Raw genomic sequence first — 21,723 nt, forward strand, 5'->3', positions numbered from 1 at the left:
GGTGAGTTCCTAGACAGCTCCCACCACACCGGAGGTCTTCGCCATGTTCAAGACCAGCCGAGTGTCAACAACGCTCGTGATCAATACACCTAGCCGCCTGGCCGCGCGTGCGGCCGCCTACCGTGGTCGCCCTGACCGGAGCGGTTGCCCCGGCGCACGACCGCCCGGGTCTCATCGGCGTCCGTCGGGACGGGCGTACGGCGAGACGTCACGCGTAGCCGGCGGGGTGGTCGAGGACCTCGTTCCATACGTCGCCGCCTTCGGCCCAGATCCAGAGCCAACGTCGCAGTGATGACGAATGCCGCAGGCCCTCATGCGGGTCTTCGCCCCGCGCGGGCTCCCAGCCGTCAGCGTCGTAGAGGAGCACCGGGTTGTCGATCGCGGTCAACGAGAGGTGCCACTCCATCGTGCAGCCGCCGTACGCGAGGTGGAGCCACGACGCCGGCACACCCTGTGTCCGGTTCCGTTCGTGGACGCTGACCGCGCACGGCCAGTCGTGGAGGTGCCCGGGTGGACGGTTGCCCTCGGTCAGGGAGGCGAGCCCGCTGTCGGGGCCGAAGCCGCCGTCGGCGACTTCGGTGTAGACGCGCCGCAGCAGTTCGGGGAGAGGGCGTCCGATGCGTCGCTCCGCCTGCTCCACCTCGGCCAGGGTGATCGGCGGGAACAGCGGTCCACGGGACGCGTCGGCGTAGTAGGCGGCCACCTCCTCGGCTTCCGCCTTGAGCTGGACCGTTCCGTCGCTGCCGTACGACACGATGTCGTCCCGCTCCTGGTCCAACCGCTCCCTGCCGTAGCGCTCGGTGATCCAGGCGGCAGGGACGTCTGCGGCGTCGAAGCGCCGGCCCGGGTCCCACGCGCGCGCCCGCAGCCTCTCGATCAGCAGGGTGTCGTCCCCCTCCCCAGCGCTGGGCTCGGGGAGGGGCTCGCGGCAACGCGTCACGGGGGTGTCGTGCGGGGGGTGGGTCATGCGCCTGAGCTTATGACTGGACTCTGACCGCCTGCCGGAGCCGCCGGAGGCGGATGACGCCGCGGGCGGGGGCGGGCGGACGTGCCGGCAGACCGGTGGCAGTCGCCCGGGGAGGACGATGACGCCGTCCAGGCCGCGCCGGCAGCGGCCCGGCGGCGTTCCCAGGGACCGTCAGCGTGCGCAACGGGACCCTAAGGGCGCAGGGAGCGCAGCAGGAGGTCGGCGAGGTGGTCGGCTACCTGGTGGGGGGTCAGCGGGCCGTCCGTGCGGTACCAGGTGGACAGGTGGTGGACGGAGCCGAAGTAGTAGTCCACCACCAGGTCGGCCGGCGTGGCCGTGGAGAACACCCCGGTGCGCTGCCCCTCCTCGACCAGCGCGCGGAAGCGTTCGTGGTAGCGCCGGCGCTCCGCCCGTACCTGCTTGTACTTCTCCGGGCTGAGCTGGTGCATCGACCGGAAGAAGATCATCGCGTCGTCGAGGTTCTCGATCGTGGTGACCACGACGTCGGCGGCGGCGGCCCGCAGCCGCTCGGCGACGGGGGCGTCGGATCCGGCCACGGCGTCGAGCCGCTGCTGCTGGAGGCGCAGCATGCGCGCGTACACCTCGTGCAGCAGGTCGTCCTTGGAGCCGAAGTAGTGGTACAGCGCGCCCTTGGTCACCCCGGCCGCCTCGACGATCTCCTGGACGGAGGTGCGGTCGTAGCCGCGTTCGGCGAAGAGCCTGGTGGCGACGGCCAGCAGCCGCTGCGGCACCGGGGTCTCCCGGTGTCCGTCCTCGGGGCCCTCGGTGGTCCTGGCGGCCATGGTGCTCGCCTTCCTCTCCTGATCCTGACCTGTTCCGCGCCGTACGACCGTCCGACGATTTTCAGCCGCGCTCGCGCAGTTCTCGTCGCAGGATCTTGCCACTGGTGGTCTGCGGAAGAACAGGCAGGATCTCGACCTCGCGCGGGTACTTGTACGCGGCCAGGCGCTCGGCGCAGTACGCGGCGAGTTCCGCCGGCCCGGCCGAGGCCCCCGGGCGCAGGGTCACGTACGCCTTGACGCTCTCCCCCCGGTAGGCGTCGGGGACGCCTACCACGGCCGCCTCCCGTACGGCGGGGTGGGTGTGGAGGACGTCCTCCACCTCCCGCGGCCAGACCTTGAACCCGGAGGCGATGATCACGTCCTTCTTCCGGTCGACCACGTAGAGCCAGCCGTCCTGGTCCATGAACCCGACGTCCCCGGTCCGCAGTTCGCCGTCCGGGAAGGTTTCGGCGGTGGCTTCGGGCAGTCCCCAGTAACCGGGCACGACCTGCGGCCCGCGTACGGCGATCTCCCCCGTCCGGCCGAGGGGCACCTCGCGGCCCCGCTCGTCGAGGATCCGTACGAGGGTCTGCGCGCCGGGGACCCCGACGGAGAGGGTGCCGGTGGCGGGGTCGACGGGCGCTTCGAGGTGCGCGGGGACCGAGGCGCAGGGGGCGGTGCACTCGGTGAGGCCGTAGCCGTTGCGCAGATAGAACCCGAAGGAGGCGCGGAGGCGCTCGACGAGGGCGGGCGGGAGCGGGGCGCCGCCGGAGGAGATCACCTGGAAGGAGGCGAAGTGGTCCCGGGTGGCGTCGGGGTGGGCGGCGAGGGCCGTGAAGGCGGTGGCCGGGCCGATGGTGTAGGCGGGGCGGTGTTCGAGGAAGGCGTCGAGGACGGCCCCGGGGTGGAAGCGGTGCGCGAGGACGAGGGTGCCGGCGTTGACGAAGCAGGCGGCGAGTTCGCAGACCATGCCGGTGATGTGGAAGAGCGGGGCGAGGGCGAAGTAGCCGGCGCCCTCGGCGAGGGGGTGGCCGGTGACCTGCCGGGTGGCGTTGTAGGTCACCGCGCCGTGCGGGTTCACGGCGCCCTTGGGGGTGCCGGAGGTGCCGGAGGTGTAGCTGATGAGGGCGGCGTCGGCGGTGCCGAGGCCGGGATCGGGCGGCGCGGGGAGGCCCTGCCGGGCGACGGCGAGCAGATCGGCGGGAGCGTCGGGGTCACCGGCGGGGGCTCCGGGGGCGGCGAACGCGTCGGGGGCGGCGAACGCGTCGGGGGCGGCGGCCGCGTCGGGGGCGGCGGCCGCGTCGGACGGCGGGAAGACCCGGGGGTCGTCGCGGGTCTGGAAGTCCGTGTCCCGCGCGGTCAGGACGACCCGTACCCGGCTGCCCGGCACCGCCGCGCGCAGGTGCGCCCGCCACGTGCCGCCCCCGCACACCAGAGCCGCGGCACCGGAGTCCCGCAGGACGTGCCCGGCCTCCGCGGCCTTGTACATCGGGTTGAGCGGGACGACCACCGCCCCGGCCTTCCACGCGGCGAGCACCGCGAGCACGAAGTGCGGGGTGTTCTGCAGCATGACCGCCACCCGGTCGCCCCGCCCGATCCCCCGCCCGGCCAGGTGTCCGGCGAGGGAGTCGGACAGCGCGTCGGCCTCGGCGTAGGAGATCCGGCCGTCGAAGTACGCGAGGGCCGTGCGCCCGGGGGCGCGGGCCGCGGCGGCGCGGAACGCGTGCAGGACGCTCGGCGGCGGTGCCACGGGGGCCAGCTGGGCGGGACTGAGCCGGCGCAGCCAGGGCCGGGCGGCGTAGGGGGACCCGGCGACGGGGGGCGTCACGCGCCCTCCCACTTCTGCTGGAGGCGGTTCATGGAGTGCAGCCACCGGTCGGGGCCGGTCGCGCGGGCGGCGTAGAAGTCCGCCACCTCGGGGTGCGGGAGGATCAAGAACCGGCCCTTCTCCATGCCGTCGAACAGTGCGTCGGCGACCGTCTCCGGCTCGATGGCGGTCGGTGCCAGGACGAGCTCCCCCGCCGAACCGGAGGCGGTCAGCATGTCGGTGCGCACCCCCTGCGGGCAGATGGCGTGGACCTGGACGCCGCGGTGGCGGTAGGTCAGCGAGAGCCATTCCGCGAAGGCGAGGGCACCGTGTTTGGTGACACTGTACGGGGCCGCTCCGATCATGGTCAGCAGTCCGGCGGCGGAGACGGTGGACACGAAGCGGCCGCCGCCCCGCTCCAGCCAGTCGGGCAGCAGGGTCCGGGCGGCGCGCACGTGCGCCATCACGTTGGTGTCCCAGGCCGCCTCCCAGACGGCCTCGTCGGCGAAGGCGTCGCCGCCGGAGGCGAGTCCGGCGTTGGCGCAGTACACGTCCACCGTGCCGCCGAGGGCATCCCGGGCCCGGTCGGCGACCGTGGAGGCGTCGCCGGGGACGGCGACCGCCCGGGGGCCGATGGCGTCCGCCACGGCGGCGGCCTTGGCGGGGTCGAGGTCGTTGACGGCCACGATGGCCCCTTCGGCGGCGAAGCGGTGGGCGAGTGCCGCGCCGATGCCGCCGCCGGCGCCGGTGACGACGACTCGCTGGTCCTGGTACGCGCTCACGGGGATCACCTTTCGTCGCTGCCTGCCGGACCGGCCGGATCCCGGCAGACTAACCAGTCGGTATGTGAGGGCGGAAGGGGTGCGGGGCCTAGCGTGGCGGGATGACTCTGTCGCGACGCGGGGTACTGGGACTGGCGGGGGCCGTGGGGGCGGCGGGGGCGCTCGCCCCCGCGGGCGCGGCCTCGGGAGCCGCCGCCGGGCGGGTCCGGACCGGTTTCGAGCGGCTCGCCGCCGACGGGTACGCGGAACTCGCCGGGCAGCGGATCGGGGTGGTCACCAACCCCACCGGGATCACCGCCGACGCCCGCCACCTGGTCGACGTACTGCACGCCGACGAGCGGGTGGACCTGGTCGCGGTGTTCGGGCCGGAGCACGGCTTCCGGGGGACGGCGCAGGCGGGCGGGTCCGAGGCGGCCACCCGGGACCCGGCCACCGGGCTGCCGGTGTATGACACGTACGGCAAGAGCGGGCAGGGGCTCGCGGACGTGTTCACGGCGGCGGGGATCGACACGGTCGTGTTCGACATCCAGGACGTCGGGGCGCGCTTCTACACCTACATCTGGACCCTGTACGACTGCATGCGCGCGGCCGCGCTGGCGGGGAAGGCGGTGGTGGTGCTGGACCGGCCCAATCCGGTGGGCGGCCGGCGGGCGGCCGGGCCGGTGCTCGAGCGGGCGTACGCGAGTTTCGTGGGCCGGGAGCCGATCGCGCTGGCGCACGGGATGACGGTGGCGGAGCTGGCCCTGCTGTTCGACGGCGCGTTCCCGGGCGTCGGACGGGTGCGGCTGCGGACGGTGCCGATGTCGGGGTGGCGGCGGGAGTCGTTCTTCGGGGAGACGGGGCTGCCGTGGGTGCCGCCGAGCCCGAACATGCCGACGCCGGACACGGCGCTCGTGTACGCGGGGACGTGCCTCTTCGAGGGGACCAACCTGTCCGAGGGCCGGGGTACGACCACGCCCTTCGAGGTGGTCGGCGCGGAGGGCGTGGACCGGCGGTGGGCGGAGGCCGCGAACGGCCTGGGGCTGCCCGGGGTGTGGTTCCGGGAGACCTGGTTCACGCCCGCGTTCTCGAAGCACGCCGGACGGCCCTGCGGCGGGGTCCGGCTGGTGGTGCACGACCGGGAGGCCTTCGACCCGGTGCGGGCGGGGATCGGGCTGCTGGTGACGGCGCGGCGGGTGTGGAGCGGGTTCGGCTGGCGGGCGGACCACTGGATCGACCGGCTGACCGGCTCGGACCGGGTGCGGACGATGGTGGACGCGGGCGCCGGGGTGGAGGAGGTCGCGGGCGCCTGGGAGGCCGGGCTGGCGCGGTTCTCGGCGGTGCGGGAGCGGTACCTGCTCTACCCCTGACGCGGCGGGGCGCGTCCGGGCGCACCGGTGACGTCACGGGTCTGGCCGACTCGGCCCCGCGGCGGGATGCTGCGAGCACCGGAGGCTGCGCGCGTGAGGGGGAGGCCATGGTGGACAGCGGTGGTGCGGCCGGAACGGCGATCGGGGTGGACCCGTACCGGGAGCTGACCTTCGACGCCCAGGGCGACGTGGATCCGGCCGCGAGGGCGGCGGTGGCCCGGATCGAGGCGACGGACCTGCTGGTCTTCGCCCACGGCTGGAACAGTGACCGGTCCACCTCGACCAGGCTCTTCGACCGCTTCTTCGCCCCCTTCCCGGGGCTGGTGGGAACGGGGGTGCGGCTGGGGTACGTGGGGGTGGTGTGGCCCTCGATCCGCTTCCCCGACGAGCCGATACCGGACTTCGAACCGCACGGCGCCCCGCCGGGGCCCGAGTCCGGTACGGCCCTGGACGCTGCCGCGCGCGCGGCCCTCGCGGCGTTCTGGCCGGGACGGGAGGCGGAGCTGGACCGGGTCGCCGCGCTGCTCGCGGAGCGGCCGCAGTCACCGGCGGCGTTCGCCGAGTTCGGTTCGCTGGTACGGCAGCTGGTGCACGCCGACCTGGCGGTCCCGGCGGCCGACCCCGCGCGGCCGGCCGCCGCGCCGGGGGTTCCGGCCGCCGCGCCGGGGGTTCCCGCCGTTTTCGTACGGGACACCGTGGAGGTGTGCGGGAGGCTGGCCGAGGCGCTGGCCGAGGCGGAATCCGTACCCGGATCCGCCGTCGGCGGCGGGCCGCCTTCCCTGTGGCGCGGGGCCAAGGAGTTGCTGCGCCAGGCCACGTACTACGAGATGAAGAAGCGGGCCGGGGTGGTCGGCGAACACGGGCTCGGACCGGTCCTCACCGACCTCGCGGGACGCCGGCCGGCCCTGCGCGTCCATCTGATCGGCCACAGCTTCGGCGCCCGGGTGGTGTCCTTCTCCCTGCGGGCCGTACCGGACGGCGCCCGGCACGTGAAGTCGCTGACGCTGCTCCAGGGGGCTTTTTCCCACTACGCGTTCAGCGAGCGCCTGCCCCACGACCGGGATCGCGGCGGCGCCCTGGGCGGACTCCAGCGCAGGGTGGACGGGCCCGTGGTGGCCTGCCACTCCGTCCACGACTCGGCGCTGCGGGTGTTCTATCCGCTGGCCTCGCGGATGGCGGGCGATTCGGCCGGTCTGCTCGGTCTCGACGAGCGGTGGGGCGCGGTCGGGCACGACGGGGTGCGGGCGGTGCCGGGCGCGCGGCGGCTGAGCCTGGAGGCCGCCCTGCGCGACGGGCTGCCGGAGGCCGGTTGCGTCAGTGTGGACGCGGGCGCCGTGGTCCGGCGGGGCGGGGCTCCGTCGGGGGCGCACAGCGACATCTGCCATGCGGAACTGGCCCGGATCGTGGTCGCCGCGGGACGCATGGGGCGATGATTTCCGGCCATGTGCCACCCGTACGCCTCGACCGCCCCCGCATGCGCCCACATGTCGCCGGGCATGTTGGGCACGTCGCGGGGGGTCGCTTCGTTCGACGGAGTGGCGCGGTCACGGGTATGGGCATGGCACGGCGGAGGTGAAGGTACGTTGGCAGGTTTTCGGAGTCTGGCCTATCAGGTGCGCGACGCGCGCAACGACCGGGCCCTGCGGCGCCACTCGCTGCGGCGCTGTCTGGAGCGGTTCGCGCCCTACGGGCACCGGGCGACGTGGTGGCACCTGTGCGACCGGCACGGGATAGCCCCGGAGGACCGCGGCGCGGATCCCCTGCGGCTCGTCGCGGCGCTGGAGGAGCTGGAGGAGGCGCGGGCGGTCTGGCTGGAGTACGAGCGGCAGTTCGCGGAGCGGCGCAGACGCGAGAAGCACGACGGGGTGCGGCGGCCGGAGTGGGCCTGGGGCGGCAGCGGGGACGCCGTGGTGCGCTGCGCCGATCCCGGAGTGCGGCCGGAGGGGACGCTGGGCGAGGTGCTGCGGCGGCTGGTCTCGGCGCTGGAGTCGGAGCCGGGGACGGGGTGCCCGGTCTGCGGCGAGGAGGAGTTGTTCTGGCCCGCCGGGACGGCGGGGCCGGGGTCGTGGGCCGGCGCGTGGGCGTGGGACGGGCCGGTGTGCGGGGGCTGCGGCATCGTGGTGCCCCGGCCGGCGCTGGCGGGCCCGGCCGTGGTGCACCAGGTGGCGGACGCGGCGTGAGCGGGCCGCGCGGCGCCGGTGCGGCGGTGCTCCAGGCCGCGTTGAACGGCTCGCGGGACGCGTCCGACGGGGCGGCGGTGCCGCTGTCCCCGGCGGACCTGGCCCGGTCCGCGCGGGAGGCGGTAGCCGCCGGGGCCGGCGAGGTGCTGGTGCACCCGAGGACCCCGTGCGGGCGGGAGAGCCTCTCGCCCCGGGTGGTCGGGCCCCTGCTGGAGGAGGTGCGCGGCGCGGGGGTCCGCGTACCCCTGACGGTTCCGGCGGCGGTCGCGGCCGAGCCGGACGCCGCGGGGCGGCTGGAGCGGGTGCGGTCCTGGACGGTGCTGCCGGACCGGGCGGCGGTGCCGTTCGCGGAGCCCGGGGCGCGGGAGCTGGCGGGGGCCCTGCTGGAGCGGGGGGTGGCGGTGGACGCGGTGGTTCCGCTCGGGGGCGGGGCCGGGCCGGAGCCGCTGGCCCGGTTCCTGGAGTGGGCCGCGCCGGAGCCGGGGCGGGTCCGGCTGGTGGCGGAGCTGGCGGAGGCCGACCCGGCGCTGGTGGCGGGGCTGCGCTGGCTGCCGCCGGTGCCGGTGGTGCTGTACGGGCGGGAGGCCGCCGCCTGGCCCGTGCTGCGGCTGGCCGCGCGGTGCGGCGCGGGGGCGCGGATCGGCGTGGCGCAGGTGCTGCACCTGCCGGACGGGCGGCCGGCGCGCTCGAACGCCGAACTGGTGGCGGCCGCCCTGGAGTTCCGGGGCCGGGCCGCTACTGGGACAGCCGGGAGCCGGTGAGGCGCCCGCCGAAGACGTCGTCCGGGTTGGACAGGGCGCAGTTCTTCAGCGAGAGGCAGCCGCAGCCGATGCAGTCGGACAAGTGGTCGCGCAGGCGGCTGAGTTGTTCGATCCGCTGGTCCAGCTCCGTGCGCCAGTTCTCGGACAGCCGCGCCCAGTCCGCCGGCGTGGGCGTGCGCTCCTCCGGCAGTTCGGCGAGGGCCTCGCGGATGCTGGCGAGCGGTATGCCGACGCGCTGGGCGGCGCGTACGAAGGCGACCCGGCGCAGCGCCTCACGGCTGTAGCGGCGCTGGTTGCCGGCCGTGCGGCGGCTGCTGATCAGGCCCTTGGTCTCGTAGAAGTGCAGGGCGGAGACGGCCGCCCCGCTGCGCGCGGACAGCTGGCCGACGGTCAGTTCGTGGACTTTCTCGGGAATCTGCGGCACGCGCCCGAGCCTAGCCGGAGGTCCGTTGACAGACGCACCAGGCCCCAGCATGCTGAGCAAGCGCTTGTTCGCCTGAGCGCGCGGAAGCGGAAGACAGGGGCAGGGCATGGCCGGACCGAGGATCTTCACATCCGCCGAGGAGCTGCGCGCCGGCATCGGCGAACCGCTCGGCCCGAGCGGCTGGCTGGAGGTGGACCAGAAGCGGATCGACCTCTTCGCGGACGCGACCGGGGACCACCAGTGGATCCACGTGGACCCGGAGCGCGCCGCCACCGGCCCCTTCGGTTCCACCATCGCTCACGGCTATCTGACGCTGTCGCTGCTGCCGAGCCTGGTGCCGCAGGTCATGCGGGTCGAGGGCATGCGGATGGGCATCAACTACGGCACGGACAAGGTGCGTTTCCCGGCCCCGGTGCCGGTCGGCTCGCGGCTGCGCGCCACCGCCGTCATCACGGCGGTCACCGAGGCGGGCGAGGGCGTACAGGTCGCGGCGACCGTGACCGTCGAGCGCGAGGGCGGCGAGAAGCCGGTGTGCGTCGCGGAATCGGTGTCCCGCTACTACTTCTGAGCGGCCTGAGCGGCCCCGGCGGCCGGCCGGGCACCCACCATCCGGAGCACGAGGTCGGCGTACAGCGCGCCGACCTCGTCGGGCGTGCGCGCTCCGGCGGTGCTGAACCAGCGGGCCACGTCGATGCACAGCGACAGCACGGCGAGCGTGGTGCCCGGGACGTCGGGGACGTCGAACTCCCCCGCCCGCACGCCGTCCGCCAGGATCCGGCGCACGGCCGCGTCGCTCAGCCGGCGCAGGGCGACGATCTCGGAACGGTGCTCCGGGGCGAGCGCGTCGAGCTCGTACTGGACCACGCGGGCGGTGGTGTGGTGGGCGGCGTGCCAGCGCACGAAGGACCGTACGGCCGCGTCCAGCCGGTCGGCGGCCGACCCGGGACCGGAGGCGGCGGTCTCCAGGATCTCCAGGGCCTTGTCATGGCCTATCCGGCTGATCCGGTGGAGCAGCTCTTCCTTGGTCTTGTAGTGGATGTAGAGGGCTGCGGGGCTCATGCCGGCGCGGCCGGCGATGTCGCGGGTGGTCGTCGCGTGGTACCCGCGCTCCGCGAAGGCTTCGACGGCGGCCACGAGCAGCCGCCGCGCGGCGTCCGGGGTGACCTCCGACCACGGCTGGTAGCCGCCGGTCGTCTCCGCCGCGCTGTCCATCGCTCGCCCACCCTCGTCGTCCACCGGGAAGACGCCAGCTTACCGGAGGGTGAGCAAGCGCTTAGGGCAGTGGCCGCCGCCGGGCACCGCGGGGCCGGTCCGGGGGCCGCCGCGGGGCGGGTTCGGGGGCCGCTGCGGGGCGGCTCCGGGGCTGGTTCGGGGCCGCTCCCGGCTATTTGGGCGAGAACGGGTCGTACTCCGCCATGATCTTCTCCATCCGGGCCTGGTCGACCCGGCTGACGATCCGCGTCGCCTCCTGGCGGTCGCGGACGACCTTGGCGAGGGTGAAGGCCGAGGTGGTCAGGTAGAGGACGGCGATGCCGAGGAAGGCCCGGACCCAGCCGTCGACGTCCATGGTGTAGATCCCGACGGCCACCGCCGCGAGGGCGATGCCGAAGGAGGCGACGGCCTGGCCGTAGTACGCACCCGTGTGCTGCTGCTTGACCGGTGTCTCGTTCATGCGCCCAGCATCGGACGCCGTGACCCGGCCCACATCCGTGCGGCTACTCAGACGGGTACTCAGACAGCCTCCGGGGCCCCCGCGACCGGGGGTCAGAAGGCGGAGACCCCGGTGCGGGCGCGGCCGATGAGCAGCTTCTGGATCTGGCTGGTGCCCTCGTAGAGGGTCATGACGCGGGCGTCGCGCAGCAGCTTCCCCGCCGGGTACTCGTCGACGTAGCCGTAGCCGCCGTGCACCTGGAGGGCGTTGCCCGCGGCCCGCACGGCGGCTTCGGAGGCGAAGAGCTTCGCGGTGGAGGCCTCGGTGGCGAACGGCTGCCCGCGGTCGATCAGGTCGGCGACCCGCCAGGTCAGCAGCCGGGCCGCGTCCACGTCGACCGAGATGTCGGCGATCAGCTCCTGGACCAGCTGGTGCTGGGCGATCGGCTTGCCGAACTGCTCGCGCCGGCCCGCGTACGAGACCGCCGCGTCCAGCGCGGCCTGGGCGATGCCGACGCAGCCGGCGGCCACCGACATCCTGCCCTTGGCCAGGGCCGACATGGCCACGGAAAAGCCCTTGCCCTCGGGGCCGAGCATCGCGGAGGCGGGCACGCGGACGCCGTCGAGGGTGAGTTCGGCGGTGGCCTGGCCGCGCAGGCCGAGCTTGCCGTGGACCTCGCGGCGGGTCAGCCCGGGGCTGTCGGCGGGGACGAGGAAGGCGGAGATCCCCCGGTGGCCGGGCGCGCCGGCGTCGGTGCGGGCGAAGAGGAGGACGAGATCGGCCCAGGTGCCGTTGGTGATGAACATCTTGCTGCCGGTGATGACGTACGCGTCGCCCTCGCGCACGGCCCGGGTGGTGAGCGCGGCGGCGTCGGAGCCGGTGCCGGGCTCGGTCAGGCCGAAGCAGCCGAGCGCGTCGCCGGAGCACAGCCGGGGCAGCCAGGCCCGCTTCTGCTCCTCGGTGCCCCAGGCGGCGAGGGTCTTGGCGACGAGGCCGAGGGAGACGGAGACGATGCCGCGCACGGCGGAGTCCCCGCGGCCGAGTTCCTCGGTGACCAGTACGTAGGAGAGGTGGTCACCGCCGGACCCTCCGTACTCCTCGGGCACGGTGAGGCCGAGGAAGCCGAGGCCGCCGAGTTTCCCCACGATCGAGCGGTCCACGCTCTCCGCGCGGTCCCACTCGGCGGCGTACGGGACGATCTCGCGGTCGGTGAAGGCGCGGGCGAGGCGGCGCACGGCCTCCTGCTCCTCGCTGAGCTCCAGGTTCACGGGTCCCTCCGGGGCCTGCCGGCCGCTCGCGGCTCTTAAACTAGCAGCGGTAGTTTATGTCGGGGCAGGGCCTACTATGTGGCGCATGGCCAGACCGCGCAAGCCCCTCCTCAGCAGAGACCGCATCGTCGAGGCGGCCGGCGCGCTCGTGGACGCGGAGGGGCTGGACGCGGTCTCCACGCGCCGGCTGGCGGCCGCCCTCGGGGTGAGCGGCCCCTCCCTGTACAACCACTTCCGCACCAAGGACGCGATTCTGGACGCGGTCGCGGACGCGGTGAGCGCGAAGGTCGACCTGTCGATGTTCGACGGCGGCAAGGACTGGCGGGGCGCGCTGTACGACTGGGCGCACTCGTACCGGGAGGCCCTGGCGGACCATCCGAACATCGTGCCGGTGCTGGCGCGCGGGCCGGGCCGGCGCCCGGCGGGGCTGCGGCTGGCGGACGCGGTGTTCGGCGCCATGACGGCGGCGGGATGGCCCCCGGCCCACGCGACCCGCATCGGCGCGCTGATGCGGTACTTCATCCTGGGCTCGGCGATGGCCTCCTTCGCCCGGGGTTTCGTGGACGACGAGGCGGCGTACGACCCGGCGGACTACCCGCACCTGGGCCAGGCCCACCTGCTGGCGGAACGGCAGCGGGAGGTGGACGAGGGCGCCTTCGAGACGGGCCTGACGGCCCTGCTGGACGGACTGGCCGTCCAGTACGAGGGACTGCGGGCGGGGCCGCCGCAGTCGTAGGGGGCCCGGCGGCGGGGGCCCGGCGGCCGGGCCGCGGCCACCGGGCCCTGGCGGCCGGTACCGCGCGGGTCCGCCCGGGGCCGCGCGTCGGCGCGGTCCCCGGGCGGCCGGCTAGAAGACCACGAGCGAGCGGCCGCCCTTGCCCTGGGTCATCGCCTCGAAGGCGGCCGGGATGCCGTCGAGGGTGATGCGGTCGGTGACCATGGAGCCCAGGTCGAGGCGGCCCGCCCGGACGTGCTCGGCGATGACCGGGAGGTCGCGGGCCGGATCGCTGTTGCCGTACACGCAGCCGCTGAGGGTGCGCGCGAAGTGGAAGATCTCCAGGGCGTGGAAGCTCACCTGCTGGTCCTTGCCGCCGATGCCGACGACGGTGGTGCGGCCGCCCCGGCGGGTGGACTCCCAGGCGGTGCGGATGGTCCCGGCGCGGCCCACGCATTCGACCGCGACGTCCGCGCCCTGCCCGCCCGTGAGGCCGCGGATCTGCTTGGCGGTGGTGTCGGAGGCGAGGACGAAGTCGGTGGCCCCGGCGGCGCGGGCCAGTTCCTCCTTCGCCGGGGAGACGTCCACGGCCACGATCGGCCCGGCCTGGGCGATCCGGGCGGCCTGGAGGGCCGCGAGGCCGACCCCGCCGACGCCGAACACCGCCACCGACTCGCCCGGGCGGACCTGGGCGCTGTGGTGCACGGCGCCGTAGCCGGTCAGGACGGCGCAGCCGAGCAGGGCGGCCTCGGCGAGCGGGATCCCGGCGGGTGCGGGCAGTACGCAGTTCGCCGCGACGACGGTCTCCTCGGCGAAGGCGGCGACGTTGAGCCCGGGGTGCAGCTCGGTGCCCTCGGCGTCATGGGCGTACACCGCGCCGACCCCGGCCAGGGCCTCGGCGCAGAGCCAGACCTCGCCGATCCGGCAGTGGTGGCACTCTCCGCAGGAGGGTGCCCAGTTGAGCACCACTCCGTCGCCCGGGGAGACGTGGGTGACCCCGTCGCCGACGGCGAGGACCGTCCCCGCGCCCTCGTGGCCGAGGACGGCGGGTACGGGCACCCGCATGGTGCCGTCGGTGAGGGAGAGGTCGGAGTGGCAGACCCCGGCCGCGGCGAGCCGGACCCGGACCTGCCCGGGTCCGGGATCGGGCAGCACGATCTCCCGTATCTCCAGCGGGGCTCCGACGGCGGGCAGGATGGCGGCGCGGACCATGGTCGTCGTCTCCGTGTGGTGAGGCGGCTAGGGGTGTCGGGGCTTCTGGGGCTGTTGGGGTGGGTCAGGGGGCCGGGGCCAGGGGGCCGGGGGTCAGAACTGGAGGGACTTGGTCTGGAGATACTCCCCCAGGCCGTGCGCGCCCAGCTCGCGGCCGACGCCCGACTGCTTGTAGCCACCGAAGGGCGCGAGCACGTTGAAGCGGCCGCCGTTGATGTCCACCTGACCGGTGTCCATCCGGCGGGCGAACGCCACGGCCGTCTCCTCGTCCGCCGCCCACACCGCGCCGCCCAGGCCGTAGACCGTGCCGTTGGCGATGCGCAGGGCGTCGTCCTGGTCCTCGTAGGGGAGGATCGCCAGCACCGGGCCGAAGATCTCCTCCTGGGCGATGGTCATTTCGGGGGTGACGTCCGCGAAGACGGTCGGCGCGATGAAGTACCCGCGCTCGTGGGGCGCGTCGAGTCCGCCCGCGACGAGGCGCGCGCCTTCCGCGACGCCCTTGGCGATGTAGGAGCGGACGCGGTCGCGCTGCGTGGCGTTGACGACCGGCCCGAGGCGGGTGGCCCGGTCGCGGGGGTCGCCCGAGGGGTACGCGGCGACGGCGGCGCCCGCGAGGGCGACGGCCTCCTCGTACTGGTCCCGGTGGACGAGCATGCGGGTGAGGGCGTTGCAGCTCTGGCCGGAGTTGTTCATGACGTGCCCGACACCCGCCGTGACCGCCTTGGCCAGATCGGCCCCGGGCAGGATGACGTTCGCCGACTTGCCGCCGAGCTCGAGGGCGACCCGTTTGACGGCCGCGCCGGCGATGGCGCCGATCTTCCTGCCGACGGCGGTCGAGCCGGTGAAGGAGACGAGGTCGACTCCCTCGTGCTCGGCCAGCGCCTGGCCGGCGACCGGGCCGGTGCCGGTGACCAGGTTGAACACTCCGGCCGGGACGCCCGCCTCGTGCACGGCTTCGGCGAAGAGCTGTGCGGTCAGCGGGGTGTCCTCGGCCGGCTTGAGGACGAGGGTGCAGCCGGCGGCGAGAGCGGGTGCCACCTTCGCAACGACCTGGTGCAGGGGATAGTTCCAGGGCGTGATGGCCCCGACCACGCCGACCGGCTCGAGGAAGACGGTGGAGTTGCCCACGCGCTCCTCGAAGGGGTGGGAGGCGCCGAGTTCGGCGTACGAGGAGGCCACCGCGATCGGCGCGCCGACGTGGACGGCCTCCGCGAAGCCCAGGGGGGAGCCGAGTTCGGCCGTGATGGTCTCGGCGAACTCGCCCTTGCGGGCGGCGAGCACGTCGCGCAGGGCGCCTATCAGGGCGGCCCGCTCCGCCGGAGCCGTGGCCGCCCAGCCGGGGAAGGCCGCGCGGGCCGCGCGCACGGCCGCGTCCACGTCTTCGGCGGTACCGGCCGGGACGGCGGCGATGACCTGCTCGTCGGCCGGGTTGATGACCTCGATCCGGCCGGTTCCGGCGGCGGGGCGCCATTCCCCGCCGATGTACATCCCGTCATGGGCCTTCATGGCATTCCTCCCGAGCACGTCCGAACGCGTGGACCGACTTCGCCAGCACACCCTACAAACTAGCGCCGGTAGTTTTCGGTCCGCCGGGGGGCCGGAGGTCAGATGATGCCGAAAAGCATCCCCGCGCCCAGGACCACGAGGGAGGTGAGGGCCGCCCATTTCACCGTGAACCGGGTGTGGTCGCCGAACTCGACCCTGGCCATGCCGACGAGGACGTAGACGGCCGGAACCAGCGGACTGGACATGTGCAGGGCCTGGCCGACCAGGGAGGCCCGGGCGATCTCGAGCGGGGAGACGCCGTGGGCGGCGCCCGCCTCGGCCAGCACCGGCAGGACGCCGAAGTAGAAGCCGTCGTTCGACATGAAGTAGGTGAGGGGCAGGCTCAGCAGACCGGTGACCAGGGCCATGTGCGGGCCCATGCCCTCGGGGATGGCGCCGACGAGCCAGTCGGCCATGTGCTTGACCATGCCGGTTCCGGTGAGGACGCCGGTGAAGACGGCGGCGGCGAAGACCATGCCGGCGACGTTGAGGACGTTGTCCGCGTGGGCGGCGATCCGGGCCTTCTGGTCCGGCATGTGGGGGAAGTTCACCGTGAGGGCGAGGGCCGCGCCGAGCAGGAAGAGGACCGGGATGGGCAGCAACTCCATGATCATCGCGGTGAGCAGGGCGACGGTGAGACCCGCGTTGAACCAGTAGAGGCGGGGGCGCAGGGTCGGGCGGCGCGGGTCCAGGCCCTGGAAGCCGTCGCCTCCGGGCAGGGCGGCGCCCGCGCCGGGGGCCGCCGCACCGGAGGTACGGGGGCCCGCACCGGAGGCCCCGGGGCTCACGCCGGCGGTACGGGGGCCCGCGCCGGAGTCCGGGGCGGAGCCGGCGGTACGGGTGCCCGCGGCGGACTCCCCGGCGCCGGTGCCGGCCGTCACCAGGTCCTCCTCCACCGTCTCGGCGCCCGGCATCACCAGGGTGCCGATCCGGCGGCGTTCCCTGACGCCGAGGACGTAGGACAGGACGAAGACGAACAGCAGGCCCACGGCGAGCGCCGGGATCATCGGGACGAAGACGTCCGCGGCGTCGAGCTTGAGCGCGGTGGCCGCGCGGGCGGTGGGGCCGCCCCAGGGCAGGGTGTTCATCACGCCGTTGGCGGTCGCGGCGACGCCGGTCATGACGACCAGGCTCAGGCCGAGCCGCTTGTAGAGCGGGTACATGGCCGAAACCGTGATCATGAAGGTGGTCGATCCGTCGCCGTCGAGGGAGACGATCGCGGCGAGGACGGCCGTACCGACCACCACCCGCACGGGGTCGGCCTTGCAGAAGCGCAGGATGCCCCGGACGATCGGGTCGAAGAGGCCGACGTCGATCATCACGCCGAAGTAGACGATGGCGAACATCAGCATGGCGGCGGTGGGGGCGAGCTTGCCGACGCCGTCGATGACGTAGTCCCCCAGGTGCGCGCCCTTTCCGGCGAACACGCAGAAGAGCGCGGGGATGAGGACGAGCGCCGCGATGGGCGACATTTTCTTCAGCATGATCAGGACCAGGAAGGTCGCGATCATGGCGAAGCCGAGGAAGGTCAGCATGCAGGGAAGGTAGGTGCCGCCTCCCTGCCCCAACAAGACGTCCACGCGTGAGCAATACGAGCAAAACCCCAGCTCAGAGCAGGGGTGTCAGGGTGACGGGGAAGCCGTTGAGCACCGCGGTGCCCGACAGCGGGTCGAGGCGGGAGCCGTCGAGCAGCTGGTTCACGTTGACCCCCGGGTCGGCCCCGGCCACCGTGAGCCGGGTGCCCGGCCGGTCGTGGCCCCAGCCGTGCGGGAGGCTGACCACACCCGGGCGGACGGCGTCGGTCACCTCCACCGGCACCTCCAGGCCGCCTCCGTCCGCGGTGATCCGGGCCCGGCCGCCGTCGGCCAGGCCGAGCCGGTCCGCGTCCAGGGGATGGACGTGGAGGGTGCAGCGGTTGGAACCTCCGACGAGGACCGGGACGTTGTGCAACCAGCTGTTGTTGGACCGCAGGTGGCGGCGGCCCACGAGCACCAGGGCGGCGGGGCGGGCGGCGAGCGCCCCGCGCAGCCTGGGGAGCTCGGCCGCGATCGGCTCCGGCAACAGCTCGATCCTGCCGCTGCGGGTCCGGAGCAGGCCCGGGAGCCGGGGGCGCAGCGGTCCCAGGTCGATGCCGTGCGGGTGGGCCAGCAGCCGCTCCAGGGTGAGCCCGGCCGTCTCCTCGGGCTCGCCCGCACGGGCCCGCGTACCGCTGCCGGCGTCGTTGGGGGCGGCGGGGCGGCCGGCGGCGCCGAACAGGTCGCCGTACGGGCCCAGCCGGAGCATCAGGTCGAGCCTGCGCTCCGGCCCGGTTTCGCCGGTGAGGAGAGCGGACAGGCGCTCCGGGTCCTCGCCGAACAGGGGCGACCGCCGGTCGGCCGTCTCCTTGGCGAGGGCGCCCCGGATCGCCATGTCGTCGACGGCGGACGGCTCGGCGGAGCCGTGCATGCCCGAGACGGCCAGCACGAGGCGGGCGTGGATCTCGCACTCGTCGAGCCGGTCCGCTTCGAGGGGGACGGCGGGCCGGGTGTAGCGGACCTGGTTGCGGACGGCGAACCCGTTGAAGGCGAAGTCGTGGTGCGCGCTCTGCGAGGGCGGCGGCGGGGGCAGGACGACGTCGGCGTGGCGCGAGGTCTCGTTGAGGTACGGGTCGACGCTGACCATGAAGTCGAGGCCGGCGAGGGCCGCGTCGAGCCGCCGCCCGTCGGGGGCGGACAGCACCGGATTGGCCGCGATGGCGATCACGGCGCGGATGCGGCCCTCCCCCGGCGTGTCGATCTCCTCGGCCAGGGCGGCGGTGGGCAGTTCGCTCTTGGCCTCGGGGTGCCCGCTGACCCGGCTGCGCCAGCGGCCGAGGGCGAACCCCCTGCCGGGCCCGGCGGGACGGGGCCGGGGACCGGCCGCCGGGAGCGGGAAGAGGGCCCCGCCCGGGCGGTCGAGGTTGCCGGTGAGGATGTTCAGTACGTCCACCAGCCAGCTGGCGAGCGTCCCGTACTCGACGGTGCAGCTGCCGATCCGCCCGTAGACGGCGGCGATCGGCGCGGCCGCCAGCTCCCGGGCGAGGGCGCGGATCGTGTCGGCGGGCAGATCGCAGGCGGGGGCGACCGCCTCAGGAGTGAAACTCGTGAGGGCGTCGGCGAGTTCCCGGAGCCCTTCGGTGTGTTCCGTCAGCGTTCCGGGATCCGCGAGCTTCTCGGTGAGCAGGGTGTGGGCGAGTGCGGCGAGGAGCAGCGCGTCGCTTCCCGGGCGGGGTGCGAGGTGGCGGTCGGCGAGCCGGGCGGTGCGCGTCCGGCGCGGGTCGACGACGACCAGCGTGCCGCCGCGGGCCCGCAGGGCCTTGAGCCTGCCGGGGAAGTCGGGGGCGGTGCACAGGGAGCCGTTGGACTCGACCGGGTTGGCGCCGATCAGCAGGAGGAAGTCGGTGCGGTCGAGGTCGGGCACGGGGATGGCGAAGGGGTCGCCGAACAGCAGCCCGCTGGAGACGTGCTTGGGCATCTGGTCGAGGGTGCTGGCGGTGAAGAGGTTGCGGGTGCCGAGAGCCTTGACGAGGAGCGGCGGGTAGAGGGCGCCGGCCATGGTGTGGACGTTGGGGTTGCCGAGGACGATGCCGACGGCCTGGGCGCCGTGCTCGCGGACGAGGGCGGGGACGGCCGCGGCGATGGCCTCGTAGGCCTCTTCCCAGGTGGCCTCCCGCAGCTGCCCGTCGCGGCGGACGAGGGGGGTGCGCAGCCGGTCGGGGTCGGCGTCGAGGGCTCCGAAGGCGGCGCCCTTGGGGCAGACGAAGCCGCGGCTGAACACGTCGTCGCGGTCACCGCGGGCTCCGGTGACGGTGGTGCCCTCGATGGTGAGGGTGAGGCCGCAGGTGGCTTCGCAGAGGGGGCAGATGCGCGGGGCGGTGCGGGGCATGGGCCCTCCTCGGGGCGGCGGGCCGCGGCGCGGGCGCGGACCGGTGGCCCTCCGTGCGGCGCGGACGCGTGGAGCGGAGCGTGCGGCTGCTGCCCGGGGCGGTACGTGTTCGACGGCCGCGGGCGGGCGGCACACCGAGCATACCGACCGGTAGGCATGGCGGGGAGGGGGTCGGGGCACGCGTTTCACGCCCGTCGCGGGGTCCCGTCCCTCGGGGGCCCGTACGGCGGGGCGTCAGTCCAGGACCCGTGCCAGGTAGGCGTGCATCATGGCGCGGGTCTCGGCGACGATGCCGGCGTCCCCGGCCGGATCGGCCCGGAAGGCCAGCTGGACCAGCGCGTCCGTCGCCTCGACGGCCACCAGGACCGCCCGCGCCAGTTCGGGGCCGGGGGTGAGCCCGAGGTGGGCGCACAGGAGCCCGGTCAGGCGTGCGGCGACCAGGTCGTTCGGATCGGAGGCGGGGCCTTCGGCGGGCGGGGCGGGCACCCCGAAGTCGACGAGGGCGAAGCCGGGGACGCTCCGCTTCATGGCGAGGTACTCGTCCAGCACGGCGTCCACGACGGGCCGCCAGTGGGAGGCCGGGAGCAGGGCGAGCCGCCGCTCGATGCCCTCGGCGTACTGCTCGAGGTTGCGCTGGGCCAGGGCGACGGCCATGGCCCTCTTGTTCCCGAAGAAGCGGTAGACCGAGCCGATGGGCACGCCGGCGCGCAGGGCGACGGCGCGGGTGCTGAGGTTCTCGTAGCCGGTCTCGTCGAGGAGTTCCGCGCAGGCGTCGAGGATCCGGGCGAGGCGGTCGGCGCTGCGCTGCTGGACCGGGGTCCTGCGCAGGGGGTGGGCGGGAGGCACGGGGTCCATCATGCCGCTCCTGGCTCGTGGGTCCAGCGGTCCGGGCGCGGCCGTCAGTTCAGCAGGAGGGTCAGTCCGCCGATCGTGTAGGTGATCATCAGCGCGAGCAGCGGTAGTTGGCCCGCCACCGCCCTGTCCGGCGGGAAGAGGCGTACGGAACGGTCGTGGGCGGCGATGACACCGAGTACGTGGCCCACGACGACGGCGATCACCTGGAGGGTGGCGAGTCCGCCCGGACCCAAGGGCGGACCGGGATCGGGGGCGTTGTCAGTGCCGAGTGCCATGCTTACCGTGCGTGGTCCTTCGGTGACGAGGAGGGAGAAGTAATGGGCGGTGAGATAGCCGAGGGCGATCGGCACGAGTGAGTGCGCGAAGGCGGTCAGCGGCCGCGGGTGAGGACCGCTGACGAGGCGGGTGGCCCCGGCGCACAGGCAGTACAGGGTGGCGACGAGGGCGATGGAGGCGAGGAGTCCGAGCGTGGCCGTGGGGGTGCGGCCGAGGGGGGAGGTCTGGAGGGTGTTGATCCAGGACGGGTGGTCGGAGGAGCCGTCGTAGGCGGTGGAACCGAGCAGGACGCAGACGGTGGCGACGAGTCCGGGCCGCTCGGGTGTCGCGTCGAGTCCGTGGAAGGGGTTGCGCAGGACCAGGCGGCCGTCGCAGCGACGGCCGAGGGGAGAGAGGCGGGCCAGGAGGCCGGAGTAGACCTCGAAGGCGTCGGCCTCGGCGAACCAGCTCTCGCCGAAGCGGGCGGCGAGCAGCAGGTGGGCGGCGGTGTAGGTGGTGAGGGCGCCCAGGAGGGTGGTGGTGGACGCGGGATCGGGAGCGACGAGTTCGAGCCAGGTGAAGCCGAACAGTCCTGCGGCGGCAGGCCATTGGCCGACCCGGGGCGGCAGGGGACGGCCGGCCCCGGTCGGCCGGCGCCGGGCCCGGGAGAGCAGGAGGTGCAGGGTGCGCAGCGGGTTGAGGAGGCGCCAGACGGGGCCGAGGAGAAGGGAGGCGGGCACGATCCCGACCCACAGCAGGACGTAGACGGCGCCGGGAGCGGGGTTGCGGGCGGGGTCGTCGGGACCGAGGAGGAGGTGGAGGAGTACGGCGAGGGCCGCGGCGAGACCGAGCCCGCGCAGGGCGGTGCGGGTGGCCGGCGCGTCGGCCACCCGCTGGAGCCCGGCGGGCAGGGCGAGGCCGGAGCGGTCGCCGCGGAAGCGGGAGGAGGACCACAGGAGGCCGAGTGCGAGGAAGGAGACGAAGAGCGCCGCGAAGGCTCCGGCGAAGGCGTAGAAGGGGGAGATCGGCAGATCGTGCTGGGATCCGATCCCGTGCGCGAGCAGGGCCGACGGGTCGGCCGGGTGGAGGACCACGCCCCGGCCCGGCCCGGGGCCCGGCCGCGCGGCGGACCAGGCCGGGACTCCCGCCGGCCATCCCGGGGCCCCGGCGGGCCATCCGGGGGCTCCGGCGGGCCATCCCGAAGCTGCGGCGCGGGCCGGGAGGGCGGTGGTGAGAGCCGGTCCGGCTCCGGCGGTGGCCGCGCCGA

20 protein-coding genes are annotated in these 21,723 nt (G+C 74.5%); 6 read left to right on the forward strand and 14 right to left on the reverse strand.

Going from position 1 to position 21,723, the window contains the following annotated elements; genetic code table 11:
• Window positions 1-208: 208 nt before the first annotated feature.
• The 4 genes from ACZ514_RS27925 to ACZ514_RS27940 all read right to left on the reverse strand — a co-directional run bounded on the left by ACZ514_RS27925 (window position 209) and on the right by ACZ514_RS27940 (window position 4,344).
• Window positions 209-967, reverse strand: a complete 759-nt coding sequence (locus ACZ514_RS27925) for an SMI1/KNR4 family protein (protein WP_469125962.1) — start codon at window positions 965-967, stop codon at window positions 209-211.
• Window positions 968-1,158: 191 nt separating this feature from the next.
• A complete protein-coding gene (locus ACZ514_RS27930; protein WP_468173187.1) occupies window positions 1,159-1,770 on the reverse strand; it encodes a TetR/AcrR family transcriptional regulator in 612 nt (203 codons plus the stop codon).
• A gap of 61 nt (window positions 1,771-1,831) precedes the next feature.
• Complete coding sequence (locus ACZ514_RS27935; RefSeq protein ID WP_469125963.1) at window positions 1,832-3,577, reverse strand: class I adenylate-forming enzyme family protein; 1,746 nt, start codon at window positions 3,575-3,577, stop codon at window positions 1,832-1,834.
• Window positions 3,574-4,344, reverse strand: a complete 771-nt coding sequence (locus ACZ514_RS27940) for an SDR family oxidoreductase (RefSeq protein ID WP_469125994.1) — start codon at window positions 4,342-4,344, stop codon at window positions 3,574-3,576. Before ACZ514_RS27940 ends, ACZ514_RS27935 begins: the two co-directional genes overlap by 4 nt.
• Before the next feature lie 95 nt (window positions 4,345-4,439).
• Here ACZ514_RS27940 and ACZ514_RS27945 point away from each other — a divergent pair, with 95 nt between their 5' ends.
• The 4 genes from ACZ514_RS27945 (at window position 4,440) to ACZ514_RS27960 (ending at window position 8,628) form a co-directional block, all read left to right on the forward strand.
• Window positions 4,440-5,687, forward strand: a complete 1,248-nt coding sequence (locus ACZ514_RS27945; protein WP_469125964.1) for an exo-beta-N-acetylmuramidase NamZ family protein — start codon at window positions 4,440-4,442, stop codon at window positions 5,685-5,687.
• A gap of 107 nt (window positions 5,688-5,794) precedes the next feature.
• Window positions 5,795-7,120 (forward strand): serine-threonine protein kinase, encoded by a 1,326-nt coding sequence (locus tag ACZ514_RS27950; protein WP_469125965.1) that lies wholly within the window; start codon window positions 5,795-5,797, stop codon window positions 7,118-7,120.
• Between the two features lie 150 nt (window positions 7,121-7,270).
• Window positions 7,271-7,867, forward strand: a complete 597-nt coding sequence (locus tag ACZ514_RS27955) for a hypothetical protein (protein WP_468173194.1) — start codon at window positions 7,271-7,273, stop codon at window positions 7,865-7,867.
• On the forward strand, window positions 7,864-8,628 hold the full coding sequence (locus tag ACZ514_RS27960; protein WP_468700120.1) for a 3-keto-5-aminohexanoate cleavage protein: 765 nt from the start codon (window positions 7,864-7,866) through the stop codon (window positions 8,626-8,628). The genes ACZ514_RS27955 and ACZ514_RS27960 overlap by 4 nt, the downstream gene beginning before the upstream one ends.
• Here ACZ514_RS27960 and soxR read toward each other — a convergent pair.
• Window positions 8,603-9,052, reverse strand: a complete 450-nt coding sequence (soxR, locus tag ACZ514_RS27965) for a redox-sensitive transcriptional activator SoxR (RefSeq protein ID WP_388943488.1) — start codon at window positions 9,050-9,052, stop codon at window positions 8,603-8,605. The two genes, ACZ514_RS27960 and soxR, sit on opposite strands and share 26 nt — an antisense overlap.
• A gap of 106 nt (window positions 9,053-9,158) precedes the next feature.
• Between soxR and ACZ514_RS27970 the strand changes: the two genes are divergently transcribed.
• Window positions 9,159-9,620, forward strand: coding sequence for a MaoC family dehydratase (locus ACZ514_RS27970; RefSeq protein WP_468173199.1), 462 nt, complete (start codon window positions 9,159-9,161; stop codon window positions 9,618-9,620).
• Here the strand turns inward: ACZ514_RS27970 and ACZ514_RS27975 are convergent.
• The 3 genes from ACZ514_RS27975 to ACZ514_RS27985 form a co-directional block, all read right to left on the reverse strand.
• Window positions 9,611-10,264, reverse strand: coding sequence for a TetR/AcrR family transcriptional regulator (locus ACZ514_RS27975; protein ID WP_469125966.1), 654 nt, complete (start codon window positions 10,262-10,264; stop codon window positions 9,611-9,613). The two genes, ACZ514_RS27970 and ACZ514_RS27975, sit on opposite strands and share 10 nt — an antisense overlap.
• A 172-nt stretch (window positions 10,265-10,436) precedes the next feature.
• Entirely contained in the window at window positions 10,437-10,724 is a 288-nt protein-coding gene (locus ACZ514_RS27980) for a YiaA/YiaB family inner membrane protein (RefSeq protein WP_468173203.1), read from the reverse strand.
• A gap of 92 nt (window positions 10,725-10,816) precedes the next feature.
• Window positions 10,817-11,971 (reverse strand): acyl-CoA dehydrogenase family protein, encoded by a 1,155-nt coding sequence (locus ACZ514_RS27985; RefSeq protein WP_469125967.1) that lies wholly within the window; start codon window positions 11,969-11,971, stop codon window positions 10,817-10,819.
• A gap of 85 nt (window positions 11,972-12,056) precedes the next feature.
• Here ACZ514_RS27985 and ACZ514_RS27990 point away from each other — a divergent pair, with 85 nt between their 5' ends.
• Window positions 12,057-12,707 (forward strand): TetR/AcrR family transcriptional regulator, encoded by a 651-nt coding sequence (locus ACZ514_RS27990; protein ID WP_468173207.1) that lies wholly within the window; start codon window positions 12,057-12,059, stop codon window positions 12,705-12,707.
• A gap of 111 nt (window positions 12,708-12,818) precedes the next feature.
• Here ACZ514_RS27990 and ACZ514_RS27995 read toward each other — a convergent pair whose 3' ends face one another.
• The 6 genes from ACZ514_RS27995 to ACZ514_RS28020 all read right to left on the reverse strand — a co-directional run bounded on the left by ACZ514_RS27995 (window position 12,819) and on the right by ACZ514_RS28020 (window position 21,550).
• Complete coding sequence (locus ACZ514_RS27995) at window positions 12,819-13,898, reverse strand: Zn-dependent alcohol dehydrogenase (RefSeq protein ID WP_468173209.1); 1,080 nt, start codon at window positions 13,896-13,898, stop codon at window positions 12,819-12,821.
• Between the two features lie 93 nt (window positions 13,899-13,991).
• On the reverse strand, window positions 13,992-15,404 hold the full coding sequence (locus ACZ514_RS28000) for an aldehyde dehydrogenase family protein (protein WP_469125968.1): 1,413 nt from the start codon (window positions 15,402-15,404) through the stop codon (window positions 13,992-13,994).
• A gap of 98 nt (window positions 15,405-15,502) precedes the next feature.
• Window positions 15,503-16,978 carry a CitMHS family transporter gene (locus ACZ514_RS28005; protein ID WP_469125969.1) on the reverse strand — a complete coding sequence of 492 codons (1,476 nt, stop codon included), beginning with the start codon at window positions 16,976-16,978 and terminating at the stop codon, window positions 15,503-15,505.
• A 73-nt stretch (window positions 16,979-17,051) separates the two neighbouring features.
• The gene (locus ACZ514_RS28010; RefSeq protein ID WP_469125970.1) at window positions 17,052-19,346 is read right to left on the reverse strand and encodes a molybdopterin oxidoreductase family protein; all 2,295 of its coding nucleotides are present in this window, start codon (window positions 19,344-19,346) and stop codon (window positions 17,052-17,054) included.
• Window positions 19,347-19,580: 234 nt separating this feature from the next.
• Window positions 19,581-20,201 (reverse strand): TetR/AcrR family transcriptional regulator, encoded by a 621-nt coding sequence (locus tag ACZ514_RS28015; protein ID WP_468173217.1) that lies wholly within the window; start codon window positions 20,199-20,201, stop codon window positions 19,581-19,583.
• Window positions 20,202-20,245: 44 nt separating this feature from the next.
• The gene (locus ACZ514_RS28020; RefSeq protein ID WP_469125995.1) at window positions 20,246-21,550 is read right to left on the reverse strand and encodes a hypothetical protein; all 1,305 of its coding nucleotides are present in this window, start codon (window positions 21,548-21,550) and stop codon (window positions 20,246-20,248) included.
• Between the last annotated feature and the right edge of the window lie 173 nt (window positions 21,551-21,723).

It is taken from the genome of Streptomyces sp. NPDC034086 (assembly GCF_055575515.1).

What these genes read in the sequence shown, in the direction of transcription:
- ACZ514_RS27950 (WP_469125965.1), top strand. Translation starts at nt 5,795, where the DNA reads ATGGTGGACAGCGGTGGTGCGGCCGGAACGGCGATCGGGGTGGACCCG.
- ACZ514_RS28000 (WP_469125968.1), bottom strand. Translation starts at nt 15,404, where the DNA reads ATGAAGGCCCATGACGGGATGTACATCGGCGGGGAATGGCGCCCCGCC.
- ACZ514_RS27980 (WP_468173203.1), bottom strand. Translation starts at nt 10,724, where the DNA reads ATGAACGAGACACCGGTCAAGCAGCAGCACACGGGTGCGTACTACGGC.
- ACZ514_RS27970 (WP_468173199.1), top strand. Translation starts at nt 9,159, where the DNA reads ATGGCCGGACCGAGGATCTTCACATCCGCCGAGGAGCTGCGCGCCGGC.
- ACZ514_RS27925 (WP_469125962.1), bottom strand. Translation starts at nt 967, where the DNA reads ATGACCCACCCCCCGCACGACACCCCCGTGACGCGTTGCCGCGAGCCC.
- ACZ514_RS27975 (WP_469125966.1), bottom strand. Translation starts at nt 10,264, where the DNA reads ATGGACAGCGCGGCGGAGACGACCGGCGGCTACCAGCCGTGGTCGGAG.
- ACZ514_RS28015 (WP_468173217.1), bottom strand. Translation starts at nt 20,201, where the DNA reads ATGGACCCCGTGCCTCCCGCCCACCCCCTGCGCAGGACCCCGGTCCAG.
- ACZ514_RS27995 (WP_468173209.1), bottom strand. Translation starts at nt 13,898, where the DNA reads ATGGTCCGCGCCGCCATCCTGCCCGCCGTCGGAGCCCCGCTGGAGATA.
- ACZ514_RS27945 (WP_469125964.1), top strand. Translation starts at nt 4,440, where the DNA reads ATGACTCTGTCGCGACGCGGGGTACTGGGACTGGCGGGGGCCGTGGGG.
- ACZ514_RS27930 (WP_468173187.1), bottom strand. Translation starts at nt 1,770, where the DNA reads ATGGCCGCCAGGACCACCGAGGGCCCCGAGGACGGACACCGGGAGACC.
- ACZ514_RS27990 (WP_468173207.1), top strand. Translation starts at nt 12,057, where the DNA reads ATGGCCAGACCGCGCAAGCCCCTCCTCAGCAGAGACCGCATCGTCGAG.
- ACZ514_RS28010 (WP_469125970.1), bottom strand. Translation starts at nt 19,346, where the DNA reads ATGCCCCGCACCGCCCCGCGCATCTGCCCCCTCTGCGAAGCCACCTGC.
- ACZ514_RS28005 (WP_469125969.1), bottom strand. Translation starts at nt 16,978, where the DNA reads ATGCTGACCTTCCTCGGCTTCGCCATGATCGCGACCTTCCTGGTCCTG.